Source organism: Serratia rhizosphaerae (assembly GCF_009817885.1).
Lineage (GTDB): Bacteria > Pseudomonadota > Gammaproteobacteria > Enterobacterales > Enterobacteriaceae > Serratia_B > Serratia_B rhizosphaerae.
The window spans coordinates 3,470,956-3,486,231 of the sequence record NZ_CP041764.1; the positions used below are offsets into that span (position 1 = coordinate 3,470,956).

The window sequence follows — 15,276 nt, forward strand, 5'->3', positions numbered from 1 at the left end:
AATGTACACATGGTCTAAACGCGCTCGTCTACCGAAGACCGAACCTTCAACGCGCGCGCAGCAACGTGCTTTGCTCGGCAAACGTCCGCTCTCTTTATTGGGAACGCTGTTTTTTGTTCCGCTGTTGCTGGCAGGCTGCGCCGATCGCGCCGTCAGCGGCGGTTTGGGACAGCAGCCTCAAGAGGCGATCCCTGACGCCAAGGTGGTGGATTACCACATCGCGCCTTGCGACACCCTGTGGCAGTTGGACGGTAAAGAAGCGCTGGAGAATTCTCTGTACTGGCTGCGCGCCATGGACTGTGCCGAACGTATCGGATCCACGCAGGCGCGCGTGCAGGTAAGAACGCTGCCGGCCGCCAGTTGGGACGGCGTTTTCAAGCAAAGCATTCTGCTCGGCAGCGCCGAGCCAACCCCGGCGGAGCGGCGTCAGATGCTTGACCGGCTTAACGGCTATCGCCTGGATTTCCCAAGTTCTCTGCGTCCGTTGCTGCAGCTGTGGCGTCAGCAGCAGCAGCAGCAGGTTGCACAGGCTGAAGAGCGCCTGCGCTACCAGCGTCTGCAGGAAAACAGCGACAACCAGGTCGATGCGCTGCGTCAGAGCCAGGCACGGCTGCAAAAACAGCTGCAGGAAACCTCGCGCAAACTGGAGAACCTGACGGATATTGAGCGTCGTCTCTCCTCACGCAAGCAGCTGCAGGGGGAACTGCCGGATAATGGCGCATCACAGGGCAAGGCTGGCAACGGCGCCGTGCGTAATACGGCAGAGGCGGAAAGCCAACCGGCAAGGGGCACCGCGATTCCCGTCGAGCCAGAAGATACTTACGCGCCACCCGAGGCCAATAAGGAGTCCGACGCGCAATGACAGCACGTAAAGCGGCCAATTTACTTCTGGTTGATGACGATCCCAGCCTGCTTAAACTGTTGGGCATGCGTTTGACCAGCGAAGGTTTCCACGTTACGACCGCCGAAAGCGGACATGAAGCGTTACGCCTGCTGGCGCGCGAGCAGATCGATCTGGTGATCAGCGATCTGCGCATGGATGAGATGGACGGCATGGCGCTGTTTGCGGAGATCCAGAAGCGTCAGCCCGGTATGCCGGTAATTATTCTGACCGCGCACGGCTCCATTCCGGACGCCGTGGCGGCGACCCAGCAGGGGGTATTCAGCTTCCTGACCAAACCGGTCGATCGCGATGCGTTATACAAGGCGATTGACGACGCGCTGTCGCTGTCGGCGCCGGCGGGCGATGACAGCTGGCGTGAGGATATCGTCACCCGCAGCCCGGCGATGCTGCGTCTGCTGGAGCAGGCGAATATGGTGGCGCAGTCGGACGTCAGCGTGCTGATTAACGGCCAAAGCGGCACTGGTAAAGAGGTGCTGGCGCAGGCGATCCACCGAGCCAGCCCGCGCGCCAAGAAGGCCTTTATCGCCATTAACTGCGGTGCGCTGCCGGAACAGTTGCTGGAGTCAGAGCTGTTCGGCCATGCCAAAGGCGCCTTTACCGGCGCGGTCAGCAGCCGTGAGGGGCTGTTTCAGGCGGCGGCGGGCGGCACGCTGTTCCTCGATGAAATCGGCGACATGCCGCTGTCGCTGCAGGTTAAGCTTCTGCGCGTGCTGCAGGAGCGCAAGGTGCGGCCGCTGGGCAGCAACCGCGATCTGGATATCGACGTGCGTATCATCTCGGCGACCCACCGCGACCTGCCGAAGGCGATGGCGAAAAACGAATTCCGTGAGGATCTGTACTACCGCCTGAACGTGGTGAACCTGAAGATCCCGGCGCTGAACGAGCGCGCCGAGGATATTCCGCTGCTGGCCAACCACCTGCTGCGCGAATCGGCCAAGCGGCACAAACCCTTTGTACGCAGCTTCTCCACCGATGCGATGAAGCGTCTGATGACCGCCAGCTGGCCGGGCAACGTGCGTCAGCTGGTGAACGTGATCGAACAGTGCGTGGCGCTGACCTCGGCGCCGGTGATCGGCGAGGCGCTGGTCGAACAGGCGCTGGAGGGCGAAAACACCGCGCTGCCGACCTTTGCCGAGGCGCGCAACCAGTTTGAGCTGCATTACCTGCGCAAACTGCTGCAGATTACCAAGGGCAATGTGACACAGGCGGCGCGTATGGCGGGCCGTAACCGCACCGAGTTTTATAAGCTGTTGTCGCGCCACGAACTGGACGCCAACGACTTTAAAGAATGATACTTTCCTGAACCTGCCCGGGCAGGTTCGCAACCCACTAAGCGGGCGTGGATATCCCCCAGCCGACGCGTAAACGGCGCGGTGAAGGGTATACACTCCATGTTTTGTGATGCATGGCAGAGCATAAAGTTATGAGCAGATCACTTTCCATTGCGTTGGCCCAGCTGAATTTGCTGGTGGGCGACATTGAAGGCAACAGCGAACGTATGTTGCAAATCGTGCAGGAGCAGCAGAAGGCGGGAGCCGATCTGGTCATGTTCACCGAACTGGCGCTGTCCGGCTATCCGCCGGAAGATCTCCTGTACCGCGATGATTTTTACCAGCGCTGCGACGTGCAGCTGGGCCGCCTGCAGCAGGCTTCCGGCGAGGTGGCGATTCTGGTTGGCCACCCGTGGCGTGAAGAGGGCAAACTGTATAATGCCCTGTCGCTGTTTGCCGAAGGTAAACTGCAGGCGCGCTACTTCAAGCAGCAACTGCCCAACTACGGCGTGTTTGATGAAAAACGCTACTTCCATGAAGGGGATGCCAGCTGCGTCGTCGAGCTGAAAGGCTACCGTCTGGGGCTGCTGATTTGTGAGGATCTGTGGTTCCCGCAGCCGATCGATACGCTGAAAGCGGCCGGCGCCGAGATCGTACTGTCGATCAACGCGTCGCCGTATAACCGCGAGAAGCCGTATATCCGCAAGACGCTGATGGCCGGCCACTGTCGCCGCACCGATCTGCCGCTGGTGTACCTGAACCAAATCGGCGGCCAGGACGAGCTGATTTTCGACGGCTGCTCGAAGGTGTTCGACGCCGCCGGCAATATGACGCACCGCCTGGCGGCCTTTGCCGAACAGGTCACGCTGCTGCGCTTCAACGAGCTGGAGGTTGAGCCGATGACCGCGCCGGCCGCCGAGCTGCCGCAGCTGGCGCAGATTTACGAGGCGCTGGTGCTGGCGGTGCGCGACTATGTGAATAAGAATGGCTTCCAGGGCGCGGTGCTTGGCCTGTCCGGCGGTATCGACTCGGCGCTGACGCTGGCGATCGCCGTCGATGCGCTCGGCAAAGAAAAAGTGCAGGCGCTGATGATGCCGTTCCGCTATACCGCCGATATCAGCATCGCCGATGCAAAAGAAGAGGCGGAGATTCTGGGGGTGGAATTTGACGTGGTCTCCATCGAGCCGATGTTCGACGCCTTTATGGGGCAGCTGGCGCCGATGTTTGCCGGCACCGAGCGCGACACCACCGAAGAGAACCTGCAGGCGCGCTGCCGCGGCGTGGTGCTGATGGCGCTGTCCAACAAGCGCCGCAGCATCGTGCTCACCACCGGCAACAAGAGCGAGATGGCGGTGGGTTACGCGACGCTGTACGGCGATATGGCCGGCGGTTTCGACGTGCTGAAGGACGTGCCGAAAACGCTGGTGTTCAAACTGTCGGAGTACCGTAACACCGTCTCCTACGTCATCCCGCAGCGGGTGATTGACCGTCCGCCGTCGGCGGAGTTGGCGCCGGATCAGGTCGACCAGGACAGCCTGCCGCCGTATGACATTCTGGATGCTATTCTGGAAGGCTATGTCGAACACGACAAGTCGGTGGCCGATCTGGTGGCGGCCGGCTTTGACGAGGCGGTGGTGCGCAAGGTGATCCGTCTGGTGGATATCAATGAGTATAAACGGCGTCAGGCCGCCGTCGGGCCGCGTATTACCGCCCGTAACTTCGGCAAGGACCGCCGCTATCCGATCACATCCGGCTTTGGCCGCAAAAATTGGTAATTAAGGAATACAAATGAAGAAGATTGACGCGATTATCAAGCCGTTCAAACTGGATGACGTGCGTGAAGCGCTGGCGGAAGTCGGCATCACCGGGATGACGGTCACCGAGGTCAAAGGTTTTGGCCGCCAGAAAGGACATACCGAACTGTACCGCGGCGCGGAGTATATGGTCGACTTTCTGCCGAAGGTGAAGATTGAGATTGTGGTGGCTGATGATATCGTCGACACCTGTGTGGAAACCATTATGCAGACCGCGCAGACCGGCAAGATTGGCGACGGCAAGATCTTCGTTTTCGACGTGGCGCGCGTGGTGCGTATCCGCACCGGCGAGCAGGACGAAGAGGCGATCTAAGCGATGCGCCGGGCAGGGGATTCCTGCCCGGCGGCGAACCTTACAGCACCTTATGCGGGCCGAAGCATTCGTAATGCATGCGTTCGGCGTCGACGCCCATCTCCAGCAGCTGTTTGGCGACAAACTGCATAAAGCCGACCGGGCCGCAGAAGTAGTAATGCATCTGCGGATTCACCAGCGTCGCGCGCAGCGCGCCAAGATCCATCAGACCCTGTGACTGATAGTCACGTCCAGCCACATCATCCTTGCCCGGTTCGCGGTACCAGACGTGACGGCTGAGGTTCGGCATCTCTGCGGCGATAGCCGCCACTTCATCGGCAAAAGCATGCACCTGACCGTTTTCCGCCGCGTGCAGCCAGTGCACCTCAGCCTGATGCCGTTTGGCGTACAGCGTATTGAGCATGCCCAGCATCGGCGTTTGACCAACGCCGGCGGAGATCAGCGCCACCGGCGTGGTCGGCGCCACGTCGAGGAAGAAGTCGCCGTGCGGCGGCGCGATATCGATGACATCGCCTTCCTGTGCTTTCTGATGCAGATAGTTGGATACCAGCCCGCGATCCTCGCGTTTGACCGCAATGCGGTAGTATTCGCCGTTAGGGGCGGCGGTCAGGGAATATTGGCGGATTTCCTGATGTTCCAGGCCATCGTCATTGATATATACCGCCAGATACTGCCCCGGTTTAAAGTCAACCACCTTACCGCCGTCCACCGGCGCCAGAATAAAGCTGCTGATAATGTCGCTCTGCGGCTGTTTCTTCACGATGCGAAAAGCGCGGCGATCGCGCCAGCCGCCGTCGCCGGTGGCGCTCTCCTGATAAATCTGTCCCTCGCGCTGGATAAATACGTCGGCCAGTACGCCGTAGGCTTTGCCCCAGGCATCCAGCACTTCCTGGCCTGGGCTGAACATTTCATCCAGCGTCGCCAGCAGGTGGGTGCCGACAATCTGATACTGCTCAGGCTGGATATTGAAGCTGGTATGTTTTTGCGCGATGCGTTCCACTGCCGGCAACAGCGCCGCCAGGTTTTCCAGATTACCGGCGTAGGCGCAGATGGCGTCGAACAGCGCCTGCCGCTGGTCGCCGTTACGCTGGTTGCTCATGTTGAAAATATCTTTCAGCTCTGGATTGTGGGTAAACATGCGGTCGTAGAAATGGGCGGTCAGTTTGGGGCCGGTCGCCGCCAGCAGAGGAATGGTTGATTGGACGGTGGCGATGGTTTGTTGATCCAGCATGGTCATACTCCTGTATATGTCCGGCCTGCTTCAGGTATCAGGCGGGTCATCAGTTTATCCCCACGGTTTCCCATGTTTTTTGATGGATTGTGGGGCAGCCTTATGGTGAACTTTTAATGTTGTATTTTAAATGCATCTTATAAGTTTCTTAACAGGTTGTAAATACCCGCTTTTTTGTTGCGTATTTGTTAACTGACGATCCGCCTCACAGAACATGAAAAAAGCGCATCGGGCCGATGAGAAAATATCCGTTGAAATACGGGAAGCGTAAATGGATTAAAGCCTTGCGCAGCCTCAAGCCAATCGTTTGCGTAAAAACCTCTGTCAAGGCCTATCCTCAATGGGGGAAAACAGTTTACACTGTGGCCCACAACCCAAAACGGGTGATTTTAAGTTAGCTGATTGAGTCAGGAGATGCCGGATGTTAAAGCGTGAAATGAACATTGCAGATTACGATGCCGAACTGTGGCGCGCAATGGAACAGGAAGTCGTTCGTCAGGAAGAGCACATCGAACTGATTGCCTCTGAAAACTACACCAGCCCGCGCGTGATGCAGGCTCAGGGTTCTCAGTTGACCAACAAATACGCAGAAGGCTATCCGGGCAAGCGTTATTACGGCGGCTGCGAATATGTGGATATCGTCGAGCAACTGGCGATTGACCGCGCGAAGGCGCTGTTCGGTGCCGATTACGCCAACGTACAGCCGCACTCCGGCTCCCAGGCCAACTTCGCGGTGTACACCGCGCTGCTGCAGCCGGGCGACACCATCCTGGGGATGAACCTGGCGCACGGCGGCCACCTGACTCACGGCTCTCCGGTTAATCTGTCCGGCAAACTGTACAACGTGGTGCCTTACGGCATCGACGAACAAGGCCAAATCGACTATGACGACCTGGCCAAACAGGCGCAGGCTCACAAGCCGAAAATGATCATCGGCGGCTTCTCCGCATACTCCGGCGTGGTCGACTGGGCCAAAATGCGTGAAATCGCCGACAGCATCGGCGCTTACCTGTTCGTCGACATGGCGCACGTTGCCGGCCTGATTGCTGCGGGCGTCTACCCGAACCCGGTGCCTCACGCGCACATCGTAACCACCACCACCCACAAAACGCTGGCGGGTCCGCGCGGCGGCCTGATCCTGGCAAAGGGCGGCGACGAAGATCTGTATAAGAAACTGAACTCCGCCGTGTTCCCGGGCGGGCAGGGCGGCCCGCTGATGCACGTGATCGCCGGTAAAGCGGTGGCGCTGAAAGAAGCGATGGAGCCAGAGTTCAAAACCTATCAGCAGCAGGTCGCGAAAAACGCCAAAGCGATGGTGGAAGTGGTGCTGGAGCGCGGCTACAACGTGGTTTCCGGCGGTACGCACAACCACCTGTTCCTGCTGGATCTGGTGGACAAAAACCTGACCGGTAAAGAAGCGGACGCCGCACTGGGCCGCGCCAACATCACCGTCAATAAAAACAGCGTGCCGAACGATCCGAAGAGCCCGTTCGTCACCTCCGGCATCCGTATCGGCACCCCGGCAGTCACCCGCCGCGGCTTCAAGGAAGCGGAAGTGCGCGAGCTGGCCGGCTGGATCTGCGACGTGCTGGATAACATCCATGACGAAGCCGTTATCGAACGCACCAAACAGAAGGTGCTGGATATCTGCGCCCGTCTGCCGGTTTACGCGTAATCCGCGTTTCCGCACCCTGAAAAAACCCGCTGCGGCGGGTTTTTTTGCGTCTGTTACCGGGCAAAGTGTGAGGTGTTTGGCACTATCATCCTATAGGTCGTAAGCGTTATTGCGGGCCGGTGTGAGCTCTGTCAAAGTATCGCCCACACACCGGAGGGAACATGGTTCTGCAATCAACACGTTGGCTGGCGCTCAGCTATTTCACCTACTTCTTTTCTTACGGTATTTATCTCCCGTTCTGGAGCGTTTGGCTCAAGGGCGAAGGGCTGGAGCCTGATGTCATCGGTATTCTACTGGGCGCCGGACTGGTGGCGCGCTTTCTCGGCAGCCTGCTGATTGCCCCTCGGGTGAAAGATCCCGCCAATCTGGTGACGGCGCTGCGCATTTTGGCGCTGCTGACGCTGGCCTTCGCCGTCGGCTTCTGTTTTGGCAACGCCTGGGGCTGGCTGATGCTGGTCATCGCCGGCTTTAACCTGTTCTTTTCACCGCTGGTGCCGCTGACCGACGCGCTGGCCGGCACCTGGCAAAAACAGATTACGCTGGACTACGGCCGGGTGCGGCTGTGGGGATCGCTGGCGTTTGTGATTGGCTCCGCGCTGACCGGCCAACTGGTGGCGGTCTGGGGACACCACGCCGTTTTATATTGTCTGCTTGCCAGCCTGCTGGCGATGTTGCTGGGCATGTTGCTGAAGCCGACGGTGATGCCGCAGGGGGAGGCGCGCGTGCAGAACCAGCCGCAACGCTCGTGGCGCGAGCTGCTGACGGAAGGGCCGGTCTGGCGTTTTCTGCTGTGCGTGACGCTGCTGCAGGGCGCGCATGCCGGTTATTACAGCTTTGCGTCGATTTACTGGCAGGAGTCCGGCTACTCGGCCGCCACTATCGGCTATTTCTGGTCGTTGGGCGTGGTGGCCGAGGTGATCGTTTTCGCCAGCAGCAGCCTCCTGTTCCGGCGCTGGAACGCACGCAATCTGCTGCTGCTGTCGGCCTGCTGCGGCGTGGTGCGTTGGGGGCTGATGGGGGCCACCACCGACTTGGGCTGGCTGCTGCTGGTGCAGATACTGCACTGCGGCACCTTTACCGTCTGCCACCTGGCGGCGATGCGCTTTATCAGCGGACGCAGCGGGCCGGACGTAATTCGGTTGCAGTCGGTCTATTCCGGCCTGGCGATGGGCGGCGGTATCGCGGTGATGACGGTGATTGCCGGCTTCCTGTTTGAACACTGGCAGGGCGGCGTATTCTGGGTGATGGCGGCGATTGTGCTGCCGGCGCTGTTTATCCGGCCGCCGGCGGTCAGCGTCGCGCGTTAAGGGGTTTCCAGCAGGGCGCGCAGGGTCTTGCGTTGCCCGCGCGCCAGCGGCAGTTCGGTGTAGATCAAAGGCGGCTGCGTTGCCTGCGGCGGTGCGGCGTAAGGGGTGATCACCAGCGTGACGTCATGCGGCGCGCCGGAACGCAGAAAGTCGCGCAGCGGCTGATATTTGATATTGAGCGGCAGCAGCGTCAGTTCGCGCAGTTGGTACTCCAACTCTTCTTCCAACTGCGGGTTATCCAGCGTCAGCAGCAGCACCTGTTTTTCCTGCAGGGCGTTGCCCTGCATCAGCCAGGCGCCGAAGCTTATCGCCACCAGGCCGGCCTCCTCGCGCGAAAAATGAATACCATATTCCTGCTCAAACGGCTCCAGCGCCTGCTGCGTGGTGCGCATCAGCCGCGGGTATTTACGCACCACTTCTTCCAGCAGCATATTATCAATACCGATATCAAAGTGGCAGCGCTCTACCGCCGGTGCCAGATGGGCGAACAGATGGGTAATCAGGTCCGCTCTGCTGCTGAAGCTCATGCCGGAAAGCTGCTGGAAATGTTCCACCATGCGTTCGATCGCCGCCATCAGGCGTAAATCTTCATCAGAGTGGTCGCTCTCATAGCTGTGGTTTTTTAACAGGGTGAACATCAGCACCAGAAAGTCTTGTTCATCGGCCTGGGGAGGCAGGCCGGACAGCGCCAGCAGTAGCGGATAGAGTTTGGCGGCGGCCTGTTGCTCCGGTTTTTGATGCAGCCAGGCGCGCTGGGCGTCGGTGAACGACGGGTGGCGCTGTTGGCGGATTTCCCACAGGCAGTAGCAGAGATAGGGCGGCAGGAACAGGCGGATGCGCTCCTCCAGCGGCTGTTTCAGCGTGGCGGCGCAGTTTTCCAACGCCTGCTGCAAGCGGGCCGCCTGGGCGCTGTCGAGGGTCAGCGCCCGGTGCAGCTGCGGGCTGAAGGTGTCTTCAACAAACTGCGGGCAGCAGCGCAGCGCCCGTCGTAGCCAATGGATCAGACAGAGGCGTTGATTCAGCGTGCTCCCGGTCAGTTGGTAGCCCTCTTCGGGGGTTCCCGCGATCTCCAGGTGATGGAATCGCCGGATTTCACTGCTCACCTCGGCGATATCTTGCCGGGTGGTGGGGAGGTCGACGCCGTTGATGTGGCTGATAGTCTCCAGTTTTACCGTGGGCGGCGGAGTAAACAGCAGCAACAGCAGGCGGCAGCGCCGCTGTTGACTGGAGAGCTCAGGCACGGGGGAAGTGTCCAGGCTCATGGGTGTATCCAGCAGGTAACGTTGAAATTATGTTTAAGCATAGCAAACGGTGTTGAGCCGGCGCGGTTCTGGCGCCGGGTTTTGCTTCGGCTTATAACTTTCGTCACAATTCTGGCGTGGTGTGATGCCGGTTTATCAATACATTGTGTTATGTTATAACAAAAGTAAAGGTTGATATGATGAAGCTAAGAGGTTTGCTGGTTGGATTGGCGGCGTGGTATAGCGTGGATGCAGCGGCGCATCCGCACAGTTTCATCGATATGAACACCACCTTTGTGGTGCAGGAACAGCAACTGGTTGGTTTGAGAATGGTGTGGGTGATGGACGAAATGACGTCGGCGGACCTGTTGTACGATGCGCAGAATGCCAAAAACGACTCGGAAACCTGGAAAAAACTGGCGGCGCAGGTGATGGCCAACGTGTTGGGGCAGCACTACTTTACCGATATCTACCGCGACGGCAAACCGGTGAAATATACCAATTTGCCGCCGGAATACCGGCTTTCCCGTCAGGAGCACAAGGCGGTGCTGGAGTTTGTCCTGCCGCTGGCGCATCCGCAGCCGCTGGCGGGGAAACCTTTTAGTATCTCCACCTATGATCCCACCTACTTTGTCGATATGAGCTATCAGGCTTCATCGGCGATCCATCTGCCGGCCGAGATGGCGCAGCAGTGTCGCTTCGAGCTGTTCACGCCCACACCGGACGCCTCGCTGCAGGCGTATGCGCTGTCGCTGGATAAAAACGATTCGCCGGGAGAGGACCTGCAGCTTGGCCAACAATTCGCCCAACGGATTACTTTACAATGTCACTAAACCTCGGCAGCTCGCCGCTTCGTCGCCGTCATTGGGCCGCCAGCCTGTGGCCATTACTGTTGCTGCTGCTGGCGCTGGCGACCGGTGCGCAGCTGGTGTGGCACTATTGGCCGCAAATTATGCTGCAGAGCGTGGCGTGGCAGAAAACGCTGAACCAGCAGCTGGCGTCGCTGTTGCAGCAGGTGAAAGCCGATCCGCAGCGCGCCGGAATCACGCTGATGCTGTTCAGCCTGAGCTACGGCGTGCTGCACGCGCTGGGGCCGGGCCACGGTAAAGTGGTGATCTCGACCTATCTGGCGACGCATCCGACGCGGCTGAAAAGCAGCCTGAAACTGACCTTTGCCGCTTCTTTGCTGCAGGGGTTGGTGGCGGTGGCGTTGGTGGCGCTGCTGCTGGGCGTGCTGCAGCTGTCATCGCGTCAACTGCACCAAAGCAGCTTCTGGCTGGAGCAGGGCAGTTACCTGCTGGTGGTGCTGCTGGGCGCACTGCTGAGCTGGCGGGCGCTGCGCCTTCTGGCCGCCGCGCTGAAGCTGGCGCCGGCGTTGCGTATCCAGCGTCTGCAGCCGCTGGCCGACGATCACGTGCACAGCGCGCATTGCGGCTGCGGACACCGTCATTTACCCAGCGACAGCGAACTGCAGGCCGGCAGCGACTGGCGCACGCGGGCGGCGATTGTTCTGGCGATGGGCATCCGACCCTGTTCCGGCGCGATTCTGGTGCTGCTGTTTTCCAAGGTGCTGGGCGTGTTTGCCTGGGGCGTGGCGTCGGCGCTGGCGATGGCGCTGGGCACATCGCTGACCATTTCGCTGCTGGCGCTGTTTGTGCATTACGGCCGCCGGCTGGCGGAACGCATCAGCGTGTCGCGCGCGTCGGCAAACTGGCAGGCGGTGGCGTGGGGATCGCTGGCGTTGCTTGGCGGGTTGTTGTTGCTGTTTGCCGGGGTATTGCTTTACGCCAGCGCGCAGCCGGAGTTCAGCGGCGGGGTGCGGCCTTTCTCGCGTTAAGGCGGAATAGATACGACAAAGGCGAGGCCTAAGCCTCGCCTTTGTTTGCTGGCGGGTCTGATTAACGCTTCAGCGCTTCGCTCAGTTCTTCACGCATGGTGCCCAGCAGCGCTTTGACGACGCGTGGGTTGCCGGCGACCACATTGCCGGAGCTGAAGGAGTTATGACCGCCGACGAAGTCGGTGACCACGCCGCCGGCTTCACGCACCAGCAGCTCGCCTGCGGCGAAATCCCACGGCTTGAGGCCGATCTCGAAGAAACCGTCAACGCGGCCGGCGGCAACATAGGCCAGATCCAGCGCGGCGGAACCGGTACGGCGGAAGTCGGCGCACTGGGTGAACAGTTTACCGATCAGATTGATGTAAGCCGGCGCGTGCTGTTTCGCCTTGAACGGGAAACCGGTGGCCAGAATGGTGCCGTCGAGGTCTTTGGCGCTGGTGCCGCGCAGACGGTAACCGTTGAGCTGTGCGCCCTGGCCGCGGGTTGCGGTGAACAGTTCGTTGCGCATTGGATCGTAAACCACCGCCACTTCGGTGCGGCCTTTGATGCGCACGGCGATAGAAACGGAGAAGTGTGGGAAGCGTTTGATAAAGTTGGCGGTGCCATCCAGTGGATCGATCACCCATTGTACATCGCGATCTTCGCCAATCAGCTCGCCGCGTTCTTCACTGATGATAGTGTGTTGCGGGTAAGACTTGCGGATGACGTCGATGATCAGATGCTCTGCATCGCGATCGACGTTAGTGACGAAATCGTTACTCCCTTTTTGGCTCGCTTCAACAGCGTCCGGAGTTTCGTAGTTTTTGGCAATCAGGTTACCGGCCTTACGCGCAGCGCGCACGGCGATAGTCAGCATCGGATGCATGGGTATCTTCCACTAGGATGTTAAAGAACAGGAAACGGCGCGGAGTATAGCAGGTGTTCTGTGAAATGCCTAACCTCTTCACGGGTTAAATTGCAGACGGGCGTAACGCGCATGCCATTAATCCCTCTCCTGTGATAGGATGTTGCGATTTCCGACACGCTCAGAGTTTGTATGCTGCACAATATCCGCATTGTTCTGGTTGAAACCTCTCATACCGGCAATATGGGCTCAACGGCCCGGGCCATGAAAACCATGGGTTTAACCAACCTTTATCTGGTCAATCCGCTGGTAAAACCTGATTCTCAGGCCATCGCGCTGGCCGCCGGCGCCAGCGATGTTATCGGCAACGCCACCATTGTTGACACTTTTGACGAAGCGATCGCCGGCTGCGGCCTGGTGGTGGGCACCAGCGCGCGCTCCCGCACCTTGCCCTGGCCGATGCTTGAACCGCGCGAATGCGGCGTGCAGGCGGTGAAAGAGGGCGAGCAGGCGCCGGTAGCGCTGGTGTTTGGCCGTGAACGTGTCGGCCTGACCAACGATGAACTGCAAAAGTGCCATTACCACGTGGCGATCCCGGCCAACCCGGATTACAGCTCGCTGAACCTGGCGATGGCGGTGCAGATCCTGGCCTATGAGGTGCGCGTTGCCTACCTCGACCGCCAGCAGGCGGAAGCGCCGGCGCAGCAGGAAGAAGAAGCTTACCCGCTGGTGGATGACCTTGAGCGTTTCTATCAGCATCTGGAACAGACGCTGCAGCGCAGCGGGTTTATTCGCCCGACGCATCCGGGGCAGGTGATGAGTCGCCTGCGCCGTCTGTTTACCCGCGCCCGCCCGGAAGCGCAGGAGCTGAATATTCTGCGCGGCATGCTGACGTCGATAGATAAGTTGGGCAAATAATTGAAAAATAAGTATTCGTTATGCTTTATTACAAAACGTGCTAATACCTGAGTGAATTACTCGGTTAAATAGTTGACTGAATTACTCGGGAATGTCAGACTTTCCGCCATGTTTGACCAACAGGTAACCATTGACTATGAGACTGACATCCAAAGGCCGTTATGCCGTAACCGCTATGCTTGACGTGGCATTGCACTCCCAGGAAGGGCCCGTACCATTGGCTGATATTTCAGAGCGGCAAGGAATTTCGCTCTCTTATCTGGAGCAATTATTTTCCCGTCTGCGCAAGAACGGTTTGGTAGCCAGCGTGCGCGGCCCGGGTGGCGGTTATCTGCTGGGTAAAGACGCCGGCGAGATTGCCGTCGGCGCGGTGATTACCGCCGTTGATGAGTCGGTCGACGCGACCCGCTGCCAGGGGAAAGAAGGCTGCCAGGGCGGCGATCGCTGCCTGACGCACACCCTGTGGCGCGACCTGAGCGAGCGCATCAGCGGTTTCCTGAACAGTATTACGCTGGCTGAATTGGTCAATAATCAGGAAGTGCTGGATGTTGCCGACCGTCAGAATAATGACACGCGTCGTTCCGCCAACGGCCGCCAGGAAGAGACGATCAACGTTAATCTGCGCGCATAAGCAGCTGACGAATACTTGAGCATTTTGTTTTTGGAAGTGATGTACGGAGCACAAGAGCAATGAAATTACCGATTTATCTGGATTATTCAGCAACGACGCCGGTTGATCCGCGCGTTGCTGAAAAAATGATGCAGTTTTTGACCCTGGACGGCACCTTCGGTAACCCGGCTTCCCGTTCCCACCGTTTCGGTTGGCAGGCAGAGGAAGCGGTGGATATCGCCCGCAATCAGATTGCTGAACTGGTGGGCGCCGATCCGCGTGAAATCGTGTTTACTTCCGGGGCGACCGAATCCGACAACCTGGCGATTAAAGGCGCTGCCAATTTCTATCAGAAAAAAGGCAAGCACATTATCACCAGCAAAACCGAACACAAAGCCGTGCTGGACACCTGCCGTCAGCTGGAGCGCGAAGGGTTTGAAGTCACCTACCTGGCGCCGCAGAGCAACGGCATTATCGACCTCAAAGAGCTTGAGGCGGCGATGCGCGATGACACCATTCTGGTGTCCATCATGCACGTGAACAACGAAATCGGCGTGGTGCAGGATATCGCCACCATCGGCGAAATGTGCCGCGCGCGCGGCATCATCTACCACGTGGACGCGACCCAGAGCGTGGGCAAACTGCCTATCGATCTGAGCCAGCTGAAAGTGGACCTGATGTCCTTCTCCGGTCACAAGATTTACGGGCCTAAAGGCATCGGCGCGCTGTACGTACGCCGTAAGCCGCGCATCCGTATCGAAGCGCAGATCCACGGCGGCGGCCACGAGCGCGGCATGCGTTCCGGCACCCTGCCTGTGCACCAGATCGTCGGCATGGGCGAAGCGTACCGTATCGCCAAAGAAGAGATGGACAGCGAGATGGCGCGCCTGCGCACGCTGCGCGACCGTCTGTGGAACGGCGTGAAGGATATGGAAGAAGTATACCTGAACGGCGACCTGGAGCAGGGCGCGCCGAACATCCTGAACGTCAGCTTCAACTATGTTGAAGGCGAATCGCTGATTATGGCGCTGAAAGACCTGGCCGTCTCCTCCGGTTCTGCCTGTACCTCCGCCAGCCTGGAGCCCTCCTACGTGCTGCGTGCGCTGGGAATGAGCGATGAATTGGCGCACAGTTCGATCCGTTTCTCGCTGGGGCGTTTCACCACCGAAGAAGAGATCGACTACACCATCGAGCTGGTTCGCAAGTCTATCGGCCGTCTGCGCGACCTTTCTCCGCTGTGGGAAATGTTCAAGCAGGGCGTGGATATCAACAGCATCGAATGGGCACATCATTAATTCTCAGGATTCAGGA

The 15,276-nt window shown here is 59.2% G+C and carries 14 protein-coding genes; 11 read left to right on the top strand and 3 right to left on the bottom strand.

All coding sequences use genetic code 11. The features are described 5' to 3' along the window. Position 1 precedes the first annotated feature (1 nt). The 4 genes from qseG (at position 2) to glnB (ending at position 4,302) form a co-directional block, all read left to right on the top strand. On the top strand, positions 2-862 hold the full coding sequence (gene qseG / locus FO014_RS16165; RefSeq protein WP_160030264.1) for a two-component system QseEF-associated lipoprotein QseG: 861 nt from the start codon (positions 2-4) through the stop codon (positions 860-862). Beyond that, positions 859-2,196: a two-component system response regulator GlrR gene (gene glrR, locus FO014_RS16170; RefSeq protein WP_160030265.1), complete on the top strand. Its 1,338-nt coding sequence runs from the start codon at positions 859-861 to the stop codon at positions 2,194-2,196. Before qseG ends, glrR begins: the two co-directional genes overlap by 4 nt. Positions 2,197-2,327: 131 nt before the next feature. Further along, on the top strand, positions 2,328-3,950 hold the full coding sequence (locus FO014_RS16175) for an NAD+ synthase (protein WP_160030266.1): 1,623 nt from the start codon (positions 2,328-2,330) through the stop codon (positions 3,948-3,950). Positions 3,951-3,963: 13 nt separating this feature from the next. Continuing rightward, complete coding sequence (gene glnB / locus FO014_RS16180; RefSeq protein ID WP_004847623.1) at positions 3,964-4,302, top strand: nitrogen regulatory protein P-II; 339 nt, start codon at positions 3,964-3,966, stop codon at positions 4,300-4,302. A gap of 40 nt (positions 4,303-4,342) precedes the next feature. Here the strand turns inward: glnB and hmpA are convergent, their stop codons facing one another. Further along, positions 4,343-5,533: an NO-inducible flavohemoprotein gene (gene hmpA / locus FO014_RS16185; protein ID WP_160030267.1), complete on the bottom strand. Its 1,191-nt coding sequence runs from the start codon at positions 5,531-5,533 to the stop codon at positions 4,343-4,345. 421 nt (positions 5,534-5,954) lie between these two features. Between hmpA and glyA the strand changes: the two genes are divergently transcribed. Both glyA and FO014_RS16195 read left to right on the top strand, forming a co-directional pair. Further along, a complete protein-coding gene (gene glyA, locus FO014_RS16190) occupies positions 5,955-7,208 on the top strand; it encodes a serine hydroxymethyltransferase (protein ID WP_105232204.1) in 1,254 nt (417 codons plus the stop codon). Positions 7,209-7,369: 161 nt separating this feature from the next. Next, the gene (locus FO014_RS16195; protein ID WP_160030268.1) at positions 7,370-8,515 is read left to right on the top strand and encodes a 3-phenylpropionate MFS transporter; all 1,146 of its coding nucleotides are present in this window, start codon (positions 7,370-7,372) and stop codon (positions 8,513-8,515) included. On the opposite strand, the gene csiE is transcribed toward FO014_RS16195, so the two are convergent. Continuing rightward, positions 8,512-9,777 (bottom strand): stationary phase inducible protein CsiE, encoded by a 1,266-nt coding sequence (gene csiE, locus FO014_RS16200; RefSeq protein WP_160030269.1) that lies wholly within the window; start codon positions 9,775-9,777, stop codon positions 8,512-8,514. The genes FO014_RS16195 and csiE overlap by 4 nt on opposite strands. 176 nt (positions 9,778-9,953) lie before the next feature. Here csiE and FO014_RS16205 point away from each other — a divergent pair, with 176 nt between their 5' ends. After that, entirely contained in the window at positions 9,954-10,589 is a 636-nt protein-coding gene (locus tag FO014_RS16205; RefSeq protein WP_160030270.1) for a DUF1007 family protein, read from the top strand. Continuing rightward, entirely contained in the window at positions 10,580-11,593 is a 1,014-nt protein-coding gene (locus FO014_RS16210; RefSeq protein WP_160030271.1) for a nickel/cobalt transporter, read from the top strand. Before FO014_RS16205 ends, FO014_RS16210 begins: the two co-directional genes overlap by 10 nt. Before the next feature lie 61 nt (positions 11,594-11,654). Here the strand turns inward: FO014_RS16210 and suhB are convergent, their stop codons facing one another. Next, positions 11,655-12,458, bottom strand: a complete 804-nt coding sequence (suhB, locus tag FO014_RS16215; RefSeq protein WP_105232199.1) for an inositol-1-monophosphatase — start codon at positions 12,456-12,458, stop codon at positions 11,655-11,657. Positions 12,459-12,629: 171 nt separating this feature from the next. Between suhB and trmJ the strand changes: the two genes are divergently transcribed. The 3 genes from trmJ (at position 12,630) to iscS (ending at position 15,260) form a co-directional block, all read left to right on the top strand. After that, entirely contained in the window at positions 12,630-13,355 is a 726-nt protein-coding gene (gene trmJ / locus FO014_RS16220; protein WP_105232198.1) for a tRNA (cytosine(32)/uridine(32)-2'-O)-methyltransferase TrmJ, read from the top strand. A gap of 136 nt (positions 13,356-13,491) precedes the next feature. Further along, on the top strand, positions 13,492-13,986 hold the full coding sequence (gene iscR, locus FO014_RS16225; protein WP_105232197.1) for a Fe-S cluster assembly transcriptional regulator IscR: 495 nt from the start codon (positions 13,492-13,494) through the stop codon (positions 13,984-13,986). Between the two features lie 59 nt (positions 13,987-14,045). Beyond that, complete coding sequence (gene iscS, locus FO014_RS16230; RefSeq protein ID WP_105232196.1) at positions 14,046-15,260, top strand: cysteine desulfurase; 1,215 nt, start codon at positions 14,046-14,048, stop codon at positions 15,258-15,260. Positions 15,261-15,276: the final 16 nt, after the last annotated feature.